Origin of the sequence: Streptomyces ureilyticus (assembly GCF_011045025.1) — a bacterium.
GTDB lineage: Bacteria > Actinomycetota > Actinomycetes > Streptomycetales > Streptomycetaceae > Streptomyces > Streptomyces ureilyticus.
In genome coordinates, this window is the sequence record NZ_JAAKZX010000097.1 from 21330 (window position 1) to 33875 (window position 12546).

10 protein-coding genes are annotated in these 12546 nt (G+C 68.6%); 5 read left to right on the top strand and 5 right to left on the bottom strand.

Annotation, left to right across the window (positions count from 1 at the left end):
* Positions 1-35: 35 nt before the first annotated feature.
* The 3 genes from G6048_RS27015 to G6048_RS27025 are packed head-to-tail and all read right to left on the bottom strand — an operon-like array spanning position 36 to position 3111.
* A complete protein-coding gene (locus G6048_RS27015; protein WP_165342192.1) occupies positions 36-857 on the bottom strand; it encodes a carbohydrate ABC transporter permease in 822 nt (273 codons plus the stop codon).
* Positions 854-1819 (bottom strand): carbohydrate ABC transporter permease, encoded by a 966-nt coding sequence (locus tag G6048_RS27020; RefSeq protein WP_165342193.1) that lies wholly within the window; start codon positions 1817-1819, stop codon positions 854-856. Before G6048_RS27020 ends, G6048_RS27015 begins: the two co-directional genes overlap by 4 nt.
* Positions 1816-3111, bottom strand: coding sequence for an ABC transporter substrate-binding protein (locus G6048_RS27025; protein ID WP_165342194.1), 1296 nt, complete (start codon positions 3109-3111; stop codon positions 1816-1818). Before G6048_RS27025 ends, G6048_RS27020 begins: the two co-directional genes overlap by 4 nt.
* An 864-nt stretch (positions 3112-3975) precedes the next feature.
* Between G6048_RS27025 and G6048_RS51505 the strand changes: the two genes are divergently transcribed.
* A complete protein-coding gene (locus G6048_RS51505) occupies positions 3976-4305 on the top strand; it encodes a calcium-binding protein (RefSeq protein ID WP_328827070.1) in 330 nt (109 codons plus the stop codon).
* Between the two features lie 150 nt (positions 4306-4455).
* Here the strand turns inward: G6048_RS51505 and G6048_RS27035 are convergent, their stop codons facing one another.
* On the bottom strand, positions 4456-4968 hold the full coding sequence (locus G6048_RS27035; RefSeq protein WP_165342195.1) for a GNAT family N-acetyltransferase: 513 nt from the start codon (positions 4966-4968) through the stop codon (positions 4456-4458).
* A 134-nt stretch (positions 4969-5102) separates the two neighbouring features.
* Here G6048_RS27035 and G6048_RS27040 point away from each other — a divergent pair, with 134 nt between their 5' ends.
* Positions 5103-6515: a cytochrome P450 gene (locus tag G6048_RS27040; RefSeq protein ID WP_165342196.1), complete on the top strand. Its 1413-nt coding sequence runs from the start codon at positions 5103-5105 to the stop codon at positions 6513-6515.
* Between the two features lie 86 nt (positions 6516-6601).
* Here G6048_RS27040 and G6048_RS27045 read toward each other — a convergent pair whose 3' ends face one another.
* Positions 6602-8020: an MFS transporter gene (locus G6048_RS27045; RefSeq protein WP_408056178.1), complete on the bottom strand. Its 1419-nt coding sequence runs from the start codon at positions 8018-8020 to the stop codon at positions 6602-6604.
* Between the two features lie 83 nt (positions 8021-8103).
* Here G6048_RS27045 and G6048_RS27050 point away from each other — a divergent pair, with 83 nt between their 5' ends.
* The 3 genes from G6048_RS27050 to G6048_RS27060 all read left to right on the top strand — a co-directional run bounded on the left by G6048_RS27050 (position 8104) and on the right by G6048_RS27060 (position 12524).
* Positions 8104-9099, top strand: coding sequence for a LysR family transcriptional regulator (locus G6048_RS27050; protein WP_165342197.1), 996 nt, complete (start codon positions 8104-8106; stop codon positions 9097-9099).
* Between the two features lie 294 nt (positions 9100-9393).
* On the top strand, positions 9394-10308 hold the full coding sequence (locus G6048_RS48790; RefSeq protein ID WP_206342182.1) for a hypothetical protein: 915 nt from the start codon (positions 9394-9396) through the stop codon (positions 10306-10308).
* Complete coding sequence (locus G6048_RS27060) at positions 10308-12524, top strand: glycosyltransferase (RefSeq protein WP_165342198.1); 2217 nt, start codon at positions 10308-10310, stop codon at positions 12522-12524. The genes G6048_RS48790 and G6048_RS27060 overlap by 1 nt, the downstream gene beginning before the upstream one ends.
* The last annotated feature ends 22 nt before the right edge of the window (positions 12525-12546 follow it).

A 12546-nucleotide genomic window follows, 5' to 3' on the forward strand; every position in this document is an offset into this window, starting at 1 on the left:
GGCACACCCCTTACTTGACGGTCATTACTTGACGGTCATTTGACGGCACCCACGGCGATGCCGCGGGTGAGTGTCCGCTGGAAGACGAGGAAGAAGACGATGGCGGGCAGTACGCCGAGGAGAGCCGCCGCGTTCGTCATCGTGGCGTCCATCAGGCGCTGGCCCTGGAGGACGCCGAGCGCCACCGACACCGTCTGGTTGTCGTTCGAGATCAGCATGACCAGCGGCAGCAGGAACTCGTTCCAGGTCCAGATGAAGAAGAGGACGAGCAGTACCCCGATGGTCGGGCGGCTGACGGGGACGACGATCCGCCACAGCACCTGCCACTTGTTCGCCCCGTCGATCCGGGCGGCCTCGATGATCTCGCGCGGGAACTGCCCGAGAATCGACGACAGCAGATACGTACCGAAGGCCGCCTGGATCACCGTGAACACGATGATCACGCTCAACCGGGTGTCGTAGATGCCGGCTTCCTTGCTCAGGTAGTAGATCGGGTAGACCAGCGCTTCCTGCGGCAGCATGTTCGCGAGCACGAAGAACGCGAGCACCCAGGTGCGGCCCTGGATCCGGCCGATGCCGATCGCGTACGCGTTGAGGACGGACAGGACGACGGCGCCGAGCGCGACGGACCCGCTGATGAGGACCGAGTTGATCAGCTTCTGCCCGAAGTCGACGCGTTCCCAGAAGTCCTTCAGGCCGTCGAGGTAGAGCCCCTCGGGCAGGCTGAGCGGGCCGTTCGCCGAGTACTCGGCGGGCGACTTCACCGCGTTGACCGCGACGATCAGAAAGGGCAGGACCATGAACAGGGCGCCGATGAACAGGGCGACGAGGATGGGATAGCGGCGTACGGCGGTCATACTCGAAGCCCTTCCTCGGCGTCCTCCGCGCGGGTCTGGAGCTTCAGACCGACCAGGGCCAGCGCCAGGATGATCACGGTCAGTACGGTGGAGATCGCGGCGCCGTAGCCGACCTGCGTCTTCTCGAAGAAGGTGGTGAAGGAGAAATACGACGGCACGTTGGTCTCCCCGCCCGGACCGCCCTTGGTGAGCACGTACACCGCGCCGAACACCTTGAGCGCGGCGATCGTGCACCAGAGGAGGACCACGTAGATCTCCGGGCGGATCTGCGGCAGCGTGATGTGCCAGAACCGCCGCCACCATCCGGCGCCGTCCAGCTCGGCGGCCTCGTACAACTGCGGGTCCACGCGCTGGAGTCCGGACATGAAGACGACCAGCGGGAAGCCGATCTGCACCCAGACCATGACGCCCATGACGCTGTAGAGCGCGAAGTCGGGGTCGCCGAGCCAGTCCTGCTGGAAGCTTTCGAGACCGACGGCCTTCAGGAGCTCGTTCAGTGAACCGTTGTCCGGCGCCAGGATCCAGCTCCACACGATGCCCGCGACCGCGATCGGCAGCACCTGCGGGAGGTAGAAGCAGGCGCGCAGTACGGCCGCCGTCCTCGTCCCGAAGTGCTTGCCGACGTAGTCGAACAGGGCGGCGGCGAGGACGAGCCCGATGACCGTCGGTACGGCCGCCATGGCGACGACCATGAAGAGGCTGTGCCGGAAGGAGGCCCAGAACTCGCTGTCGTCCATCAGCTCGCGGTAGTTGGCGAGCCCGGACCACTCCGGGGAGCCCACGCCCTGCCAGTCGGTGAAGCTCACCCCCGTGTTCATCAGGAACGGCACGACGACGACCGCGAGGAAGGCGAGCGCTCCGGGGAGCAGGAACAGGGCGTACGAGTCACGGGGGCGGCGCGGGGGCTTGGGGCCGGAGTCCTTTTCGACGACCCGCCCGCCCCGTTCGACGGTCACCGTCATTGCTTCGGTACGTCCTTGTCGTACGCCTCCTGCAGTGCCGTGAGGTAGTCGTCCGGCGACCCGCTGCCCGTGATCAGTTTCTGCGTCTCGGAGACGAGGACGTCGTAGAAGCCGGGGACGGGCCAGTCGGGATAGAAGGCCAGACCGTCCTTCTCCGACAGGGTGTTGAAGTCGCCGATCAGCTTCTTGGCGTTCGGGTCCGTGATGGCCGACGCGTCGGCGGCCACGGGCACGCCGCCCTTGTTGCCCAGCAGGTTCTGGATCTTCTCCGACATGGTGATGTCGATGAAGTCGTACGCCAGCTCCTTGTTCTTGGCGCCCTTGGGCACGACCCAGAGGTTGCCGCCGGAGCCGAGGGTCAGGTCCGACTCGGGCCAGAGGAACGTGCCCCAGTCGAACTTGTTCTCCTCGGCGAAACGGCCGTACCACCAGCTGCCGGAGAACAGGATGGGGTGCTCGCCGGAGATGAACGCCGTGCCCGCGTCCTCCGCCTTCGTGCCGCTGGACTTCTTGCTGATGTAGCCCTTCTTCACCCAGTCCGCGAAGGTCTCCGCGCCGTACGTCCAGGCCTCGTCGTGGAAGTCCGTCTTGCCCTTGTAGAGCTCGTACTTGTCGACCCAGGCGCGGTCGGCCTTGGTGAGCGCGAGCTGGTAGAGGTACTGGTGGGCCACGTACTCGGCGCCGGAGTTGGCGAGCGGGGTGACACCCTCGTCGACGAACTTGTCCATGGCGGCGGTGAGTTCGGCGAGGGTGGTGGGCTCCGCGATGCCGTGCTTCTTGAAGAGGTCCTTGTTGTAGAAGACCATCGTGTACTCGGCGTAGTTGGGGATCCCGAACCAGTTGCCGGATCCCATCACGCCCTCGGCGCTGTACTGGCTGGTGGTGCGCACGCCGGAGCTGAGCTTCTTGTCCCAGCCGCGCTTGGTGGCTTCGCCGGTGAGGTCGGTGAGGAGCCCCTGCTTGGAGAGGAGTCCGGCCGTGGCGTTGCCCTTGTTGTACTCCATGAGGTCGGGCGCGTCGCTGGAGTTGAGGACCATCGGGGCCGTCTTCTGGATCTGTTCGAAGCCCTTCTCCTCGAACTTCACCTTCACGCCCGGATGCGTCTTCTCGAACTCCTTGATGGCTTCGTTCCAGGCCACGCCCATCGCGCTGTTGGGCGCTTCGTAGTGCCATAGCCGCAGCGTCTTCCCATCGGAAGACCCGCTGTCCGAGTCGCCGCAGGAGGCCAGCAGCAGGGCTCCGCTCAGAGCCGCAGCGGCCACTGCCACCACACGCCTTCGTGTCGTCAACATCCAGTGCCTCCAAGGGAGTCGGATGGGTATCGGGACATCACGCAGCGTTCATCGAATCGATTCGACAGATAGTGTCGAAGCGCTTCGACGGGGAAGGTATGCGGGGGACGGGTGGCGCGTCAATGAGGTGGGCTTGGATTGGGGCGAAGTGGAGGTGACGGTTTCGGTCGTGCCTGGTCCGCCGGCCTCCGGTGAACGGCGCCTCAACGGCTTTCAAACTTCTGTGCCGTGCGCAACTAGTTGGTGGGCTTTGTGAGTCGTAGGTGGTTGTTGGGGCTTTTTGAAACCCCCAACTGACCAAAAATGACCATGATTTGCCTCACGGAGGCCATGAAATGTTGCGTTCCCACCTCGTCAGCCGCCGCGTGTTACGTACCGCCACGACGCTGACGCTGGCTCTTGGCGCGGGGCTGGCTCTGCCGACCGCCCTGGCCACCACGGCCGGTGCCGCGACGCCGGCGGCAACCGCCGTAGTCAACTTCGACCGCGAGGTCTCTTATACGGCCGCCGCCGGCCAGACCAACCAGGTGACCGTTACCGAGTCGCGCACCGGGGCAGAGCAACTCACGTTCGTCATCGATGACAGCGTCCCGATCGAGGCGGGCACCGGCTGCGCCTACCCGGACAGCGCGGACAACACCAAGGTCTCCTGCACGGTCGTCATGCTGGACAGCCAGAGCCCGTACAACGCCCTGCTGATGGACCTCGGCGACAGCGACGATGTCGTCGCCTACCACAACAACAGCGACCAGGCCTTCTACACCAACGACATCGAGCTGGGCGCCGGCAACGACGAGCTGACCGACTTCGGCAGCGTCGACGCCAACTTCGTCTCGGGGGGGGGCGGGCGACGACACCATCACGGTGCTCGAGAACGGGGTTGCCTTCGGAGACGAGGGCAACGACACGATCTACGCCAACGGCGACCGCGCGATCGCCGCCGGTGGCGCGGGCAACGACCTGCTCCGTGGCATCGCGGGCGACCAGACCCTGCAGGGCGACGACGGCCACGACAAGCTGTACGGCGGGGACGACGGCGACCAAATGGAGGGCGGCCGGGGCAACGACGTCATGTACGGGGAGGGCGGCCCTGACTTCATGTGGGGCAACTCCGGCGACGACGAGCTGTACGGGGGCGCCGACACGGACACGCTCTCAGGGGGCGCGGGTAACAACATCGTCGTGCAGGACTGACTGACGGTCTTCGACTCCCGGGTTCGACTCCCGGGTTCGACTCCCGGTTTCAACTCCCGGATTTGACTTCCGGATTTGACTTCCGGTTTCGCCGCCCGGGGAACTGCCGCGTCACTCGCGCAGCTCCCCGGGCGGTTCCCAGCGCGCCTGTCAGCGTCTGCCCAGGTCCACCCGCCAGTCGTTCGACATGATCCAGTGGCCCTTCGGGTACTCGAACTCGACCTCACCCAGCAGCTCGAAACCGGCCCGGCGGCACACCGCGTTCGACGCGGGATGGTCCACGCCCGGAAACGCATGCAGGTACTGATGCTCCCGGAGAGCCCGCGCCGCTTCGACGACCGCACGTGCAGCCTTCACAGCGAGCCCCCGTCCCTGGAACTCGGGCAACACGCCCCACCCCGTCTCCCACACCGCCTGGTCACGCCACACCCGCTCCCAGAAGCCGATCGAGCCCACCGTCTCGCCGGTGTCCACCAGCGTGACCCGGTACATCTGCCCTCGCTCTATGCCGAGGTAGCGCTGGTGCCGCGAGGCAAGCTTCTCCTCGCTCTCGGGGCCGCCCAAGTGCTCGGTCATCTCAGGGCGGTTGGTCCGCTTGAGCAGCCAGAAGTCGTCTTCCGTCCAGGTTTCCAGCCGTACCTGCCCCGCATCCGTGATGTCCATGGTGGCCACCCTAGGACGGGGGTCTGACAACGTCGGGGCGCGCTTGACCGGCCGCATGCGGGCTTCCTCAACTGGCCTTGTCCGCAAGACTATTGTGGTTGGGACGCGTGTACGGCGACGGGAGGCGGCGGATCATGGCGACGGTGACCGCGAGCGTGCAGGCGCCGATCGTGGCGGGAACGCCACTGTTCGGTTCGATGAGCGAGCTGCTGAACGATCCGCTGGCGGCGTATCTGCGGGCGCGGAGCCGGTACGGCGACGTGGTGCGCTTCCGCGCCGGGCCGCCGGGGCTGCGTCGGGACCTCTACGCGGTGTTCTCGGCCGAGGGCGCGCAGCAGGTTCTGGCGACGCGGGCCGCCGACTTCCGCAAGGACAACGTCTTCTACGAGGAGCTGCGCGAGTCCATCGGCAACGGGCTGCTCACCAGCCAGGACGACGCCTACCTCCGCCAGCGCCGCCTCATCCAGCCGCTGTTCACCCGCCGCCGGGTGGACGGCTACGCGCACCAGGTCGCCGACGAGGCGGCGGCCGTGGCCGAGGCCTGGCGCGAGGCGCCCGGTGAAACGCTTGAACTGGCCGGTGAAATGCGCCGGTTCGCACTCCGCATGGTCGGACGGATCCTGTTCGGGACGGACGGGGAGAAGGCCCTCGAGGTGATCGAGCGCACGATGCCCCTGCTGCAGGAGTACTCACTGAAGCGGGGTATGGCACCCGTCAAGTCGCCTCGTACGTGGCCCACGCCCGCCAACCGCCGCGCCGGGCGCCACCAGGCCGAACTGTTCGCGCTCTGCGACACCATCATCGAGAGCCGCCGCGGCGGACGGGGCGATGCCTCGCAGGACGACACCGGGGACGACGGCAGCGAAGACCTGGTCACCCTCCTCGTCCGTGCCGAGAACGCCGAGGACGGCAGCCTCGACGCCGCCGAACTCCGCGAACAGGTACTGATCTTCCTGCTGGCCGGCCACGAGACCACGGCCACCGCGCTCGCCTTCGCCCTGCACCTCCTCGCCCGCCACCCCGAGCAGCAGAAGCGCGTACGGGACGAGGTGGACCGCGTGCTCGGCGGCCCCGGCGGGCGGGCGCCCACGGCGGCGGACATGGCGGAGCTGCCGTATCTGACGATGGTGCTGAAGGAAGCGATGCGGCTGTATCCGTCCGCGCCCGTCATCGGCCGCCGCGCGGTCGTGGACGCGGTGATCGACGGCGTACGCATACCGGCCGGCGCCGACGTCCTGGTCAGCCCATGGGTCACCCAGCGCCACCCCGAGTACTGGCCCGATCCGGAGCGCTTCGACCCGGAGCGCTTCACCCCGGAGGCTGAGGCGGGCCGCCCGCGCTACGCCTGGTTCCCGTTCGGGGGCGGACCACGCGCCTGCATCGGACAGCACCTGTCGATGCTGGAGTCTGTGCTGGGGCTCGCGGTACTCCTCCAGGCCTACGAGTTCGAGGCCACGGACACCGGAGAGGTCCCGCTCGGCGCGGGAGTCACCCTGATAGCCAAGGCCCCCGTCCGCTGCCGGATCACACCCCGCTCGAGGCCTTAGCGGATTCCGCGGAACCGTGCCCCGCCGGCGGGAGGCGCAGATCCAGACGATGGCGGGCCGCAAGCTGTCCTGGGCGGCCACGCGGTTCACCGCGCTGCTGGTCGCGCTGTGGCGAGAGAGATCAGCAGAGCGACCGCCGCCGCGGTGACCGGGACGCCGTACCCGGCGGCGGCCGACACCCGCTCCACCACCCACCCACCGGCCGCCGAACCAACCGCGATCCCGCCCAGCAGACCCGTCACCGCCAGCGTCATCCCTTCGTTCAACCGGCCCTCGGGCGTGCGGTGTTGGATCAGCGTCATGGCCGTGACCATCGTCGGGGCCGTTGCCATCCCGGCCACCAGTAGCGCGCCGGCGAGGACCAGCAGCGAGCCCGTGAGCGTGGCGGCCAGCAGCGGGCCCGACATGAGGAGGGCCATCGCGGCGAGGCTCCACGGGTAGCGCCGCTCGGTCGGCCCCGGTGGCTTCAGCGCCCCGTACAGCAGGCCGGCCGCGCCCGAACCGGCCGCCTGGAGCGCGATGATCACGCCCGCCGCCGACCTGTGGCCCTGTGCGTCCGCGAACCCGATCGTGACCACCTCCATCGATCCGAAGACGGCGCCGGTGGCGAGGAAACCGATGAGGAGAGGGGGCATGCCGGGTGCGCGTAGAAGGGATGCCGCGGCCGTGCGAGGACGCCCCCGCACCGGCGGCTCCGTGGCCCGCTGGGCCGCGAAGACCAGTACGCCCGTCAGCATCAGCACCACCCCGGCCAACGTGCCCGCCTCCGGGAAGAACGTTCCGCACAGGAACACCGCCAGCATCGGGCCGAGCATGAAACACAGCTCGTCCACGGCCTGTTCGAAGGAGTTCGCCGTGTGCAGGCCGGCCGGATCGTCCTTCAGGAGGCGGGCCCAGCGAGCGCGGGACATGCCCCCGGTGTTGGGCGTCGTGGCCGTCGCGGCGTACGCGGCGAAGAGCGTCCAGTCGGGCGCCCCGTACCGCACACAGAGCAGCAGTGCGAGCGACCCCAGCGCCGCGATCGCCGTCGCGGGCACGGCGATCCGCGCCTGCCCGTAACGGTCCACCAGCCGTGCCGTCCAGGGCGCGACGACCGCCGTCGCGGCAAGGCCGGTCGCCGTGACGGCGCCGGCGAGAGCGTATGAATCCCGCGTTCCCGCGATCATGATGACGGCGCTGATGCTGAACATGCCCATGGGGAGACGGGCGATCAGGTTCCCGGTGGTGAAGGCGAGGGTGCCCGGGATCGTGAAAAGGCGGCGGTAGGAGTTGCCGGAGCCGGACTTCCGCCTCGGAGGGCCGGGCGCCTTTCGCCGGGGGCCGAAGTCGGCGGCCACCAGGCTGTCGGCGGTGACGGTGAGGAGGACGGTCGTAGGGCGGTCTGGCGCACGGCGGTCCGTCGTACGCGGGTCTGGTGCGCGTCGGTCTGGCGGACGGCGGTCTGTCGTACGCGGGTCTGGTTCACGTCGGGTTGGCGCATGGCGGTCAGGGGGCTGTTGCGGCATGGGTCAACCGTCGCCGGTGCCCTGACCAGCGGTCCAACACCTACTCCGTTCCGATTCACGCACCTGGGTTGTAAGTTCGCCGGATGCCGTCGTCCTCTTCTGGTCCCGGTGCGGTCGACCCCCGCCTCCTCCGCGCCTTCCTCGCCGTCGCCGAGGAGCTTCACTTCACCCGCGCAGCCGGCCGGCTGTACGTCGCCCAGCAAGCCCTGAGCCGTGATATCCGGCGCCTGGAAAGGGAGTTGAAGGCGGACCTTTTCGTACGCAATACCCGGCGGGTCGCCCTCACGGCTGACGGCCAGCGGCTGCTCCCGTACGCGCGCCGCGTGCTGGAGGCGCAGGACGCGCTGCTGGCCGAGTTCGGTCGGGCCGCGGACGACGGGCTGCGCCCCCTGCTCGTGGATGTGAACAGCCCGGGCCTGGTCGGCGAGCGCATCCTGCCCCGGGCCCGTGAACTCGCGCCCGACTGTGAGCTGATGGCCCGCTTCGAGAGCGGCCTCACCGGCGCCGCGGCCGAACTGCTCGCCGGCCGGCTCGACGCGTCCTTCGGCCGGTTCGCGGGCCTGGACCCGGCGATCCGTGCGCGCCTGGAGCAGCAGCCCGTACGGTACGAGCCGATGGCGGTCCTGCTGCCCGAGGATCATCCGCTGGCTGACCTGGACGTTGTGCCGCTGGACGCGCTCGCGGGGGAGTACGTCTACGCCGGTGCCGGCAACCCCCGTACGCCCGAGTGGACCGACCTGGCGCGGCAGCTCTTCGAGGGGCGCGGTATCGAGATCGCGCCGCCCGCGCCGCTCGCCGTGGGGACCCAGGAGTTCCAGCGGATCATGGCCAAGACGCGGAACCTCGTCCTCGCGGTGGTGGATTTTCCGGCCATGCCCAAATCGATACGAAAGGCTCTCGTCGATCCCGTGCCCCTGTCGCCCGTGTCACTGGTGTGGAGAAGGGGGCTGAAACACGGGGGGTTGGAGGCCCTCCGGGCCGCCGCCGCGGAGCTGGCCGAGGTGGAGGGCTGGCTTCGGCGTCCGGCCGGTGCATGGATTCCGGCCACCGATGAGCTCGTCATGACGCAATCCGCATGACACGTGGCACTCACACAACTCCCACGTGCGCTACATTCGAGGGCCGGGTGCAGTGTGGTAATAGGGGGGCGCCCGGATCGAGCGGGGGCTCGATCCGGACAAACAAGTACGTAGTGCCCGGACTCGTACGCGCCCGATCGGTCCCGTGGGGGGATTTACGTGCGCGTGGAGAAGTGGCGGGAAGACGCCCTACCGGCTGGCAGGCATGCCGACCAGCCGGACAAGGGTGAGGGCTGTCCGTCGACCCGTCTAGATGCGGGGGATTCGTTTCATGATGGTTCTGGCGATATATCCATGCCCAAACAGCGAGATGGCCGAGACGGCGACGACAATGAGCAGGACATAGTCAGCTCGCAGGACAGACACGGCTCGCAGGACAGAGGCAGCGCGCAGCCGGCGGGCCCCGTCCCGCGCGCAGGCGAGACCCAGCAGTTCTTCGCCCTGCCGGAGACCGCGACCGAGCATCACCATGACCCGGACGAGGTCACGGTCCAGCTCGACGTCGCCGACGCGCACCTGGAGGACTGGCTGGTTCAGCAGGCCAAGACGCCTCGGGGCGGTCAGGGCGTCCAGGAGGGTTCGGACGGTCCTGTCTTCGTCGACGAGACGGGCCGGCGCAGCCGCAGGTACCGCCGTATCGGCATGGCCCTCGGCATGGCCTGCGCCGTCTACGCCGTCGTCATCATCGTCACGCTGCTGTCGGGCAACTCCAGCGCGCCCTGGCTCCCGGTGCCGGGCAAGGAGGACAATAAGCCGGCCGGGAAGGTCGACTCCCCGTCGTTGCCGCCCGCGTCCGAGGGCCCGTCCGCACCGGCGAACCCCCCGTCCGGGCTGAGCCCGCAGCCCACCGACGGTACGTCGTCCCTGCCGGACGTCGCCCCCTCGCCGAGCAAGTCGCCCAAGCCCACGGAGTCGGTCAAGCCCACGGAGTCGGACGAGCCGACGGACCCGAGCACGAAGCCGGACCCGGACCCGACCACGTCGGACGACCCCCCGGCCGACCCCCCGGCTGATCCGCCGGCCGATCCGCCGCCGCCGGACCCGGACCCGACCCCGTCGGACGAGACCCCGGCCGATCCCCCGGCAGACGGCGCCGACCCGGTCGCCGCCCCGCCGGCGGTCGGTGACGCTACGCCCGTAGACCCGGTCGGCGTCATCGACGTCATCGAGCAGCCCCCCGCCCCGTCTTCTTCGGAGATCACCCTCTGATGGCATCCCGCTCCCGTCGTGGCGGTAAGGCACCAGCCTCCGGTGCAGTACGTCGTCGTCGCCTGCCCCTGCGCTATCTGCTGCCCTCGCTCGTCCTCGTCGCTCTGATGGCGATGCTGATGCTGCGCGGCTTCGTCCACAGCGAGATCCTCGCGGACTACCGCATCAACAGCCCCGCGTCCAACGACCGGGTCCCCCAGGAGGTCCTGAAGGGCGGCCCGGTCATCGACACCCGTCGTGACGGCACCGACAGCAGGCACGTACTGGACCGTCGTATGGTCCTCACCTTCGACGACGGCCCGCACCCCGAGTGGACGCCCAAGATCCTCGACGTGCTGAAGAAGCACGACGCGCACGCGGTGTTCTTCATCACCGGCACCATGGCCTCGCGCTATCCGGACCTCGTCCAGCGGATGGTCGACGAAGGCCACGAGATCGGCCTGCACACCTTCAACCACCCCGACCTCTCCCTCCAGTCCCAGCGCCGCATCAACTGGGAGCTCTCCCAGAACCAGCTGGCGCTCGCGGGCGCGGCGGGCATCCGTTCCTCGCTCTTCAGGCCGCCGTACTCCTCCTTCGCCGACGCCATGGACAACAAGTCCTGGCCGGTCACCGAGTACATCGGCAGCCAGGGCTACATCACCATCGTCAACAACACCGACAGCGAGGACTGGCGCAGGCCCGGCGTCGACGAGATCATCCGCAACGCCACGCCCAAGGGCGACAAGGGTGCGATCGTCCTGATGCACGACTCCGGTGGCGACCGCTCGCAGACCGTCACCGCGCTCGACAAGTTCCTGCCTCAGATGAAGGACAGGGGCTACCGGTTCGAGAACCTCACCAAGGCTCTCGGCGCACAGAGCGCCCACACCAAGGTCACCGGCCTCGAGCTGTGGAAGGGAAAGGCCTGGGTGTACGCGGTCCAGGCCTCCGAGCGGATCACCAGCGTCCTCGTCGTCGGCCTCGCGATCATCGGTGTCCTGGTCTTCGCCCGCTTCGGCCTGATGCTCCTGCTCTCCGTGGTCCATGCCCGCCGGGTACGCCGCAAGGACTTCCGCTGGGGCCCCCGCGGGCCGGTCACCGAACCCGTATCGGTGCTGGTTCCCGCGTACAACGAAGCCAAGTGCATCGAGAACACGGTGCGTTCGCTGATGGCCAGCGAGCATCCCATCGAGGTCATCGTCATCGACGACGGTTCGAGCGACGGCACGGCCCGCATCGTGGAGGGCCTGCGGCTGCCGAACGTACGCGTCGTGCGCCAGCTCAACGCGGGCAAGCCCGCCGCGCTCAACCGCGGTATCAAGAACGCCCGTTACAACCTCATCGTGATGATGGACGGCGACACGGTCTTCGAACCGGCGACGGTGGGCGAGCTCGTCCAGCCCTTCGCCGACCCGAGCGTGGGCGCGGTCGCCGGCAACGCGAAGGTCGGCAACAAGGACTCCCTCATCGGCGCCTGGCAGCACATCGAGTACGTGATGGGCTTCAACCTCGACCGCCGTATGTACGACATCCTGCGCTGCATGCCGACGATCCCGGGTGCGGTCGGAGCCTTCCGGCGCTCCGCCCTGGAACGCGTCGGCGGCATGAGCGACGACACGCTCGCCGAGGACACCGACATCACGATGGCGATGCACCGCGACGGCTGGCGCGTCGTCTACGCGGAGAACGCCCGCGCCTGGACCGAAGCACCGGAATCCGTCCAGCAGCTGTGGTCCCAGCGCTACCGCTGGTCGTACGGCACGATGCAGGCGATCTGGAAGCACCGCCGCTCGATCATCGAGAAGGGCCCGTCGGGCCGCTTCGGCCGCGTGGGCATGCCGCTGGTCTCCCTGTTCATGGTGGTGGCGCCGCTGCTGGCCCCCCTGATCGACGTGTTCCTCTTGTACGGGCTCATCTTCGGCCCCACGGGCAAGACGATCGGCGCCTGGCTGGGCGTCCTGGCCATCCAGGCGATCTGCGCGGCGTACGCCTTCCGCCTGGACCGCGAACGCATGACGCACCTGATCTCGCTGCCGTTGCAGCAGCTCCTGTACCGCCAGCTCATGTACGTGGTGCTCCTGCAGTCCTGGATTACGGCCCTGACCGGCGGCCGGCTGCGGTGGCAGAAGCTGCGGCGTACGGGGGTCGTGGGGTCGGCGCCGGGTGGTTCGGTTCCTGGTGCGGTGCCCGGGCAGCGGGCGGCGCGTGGGGATGAGCGGAGGCCGGTGGGATGACGCGGGGCGACTCGTACTGCTG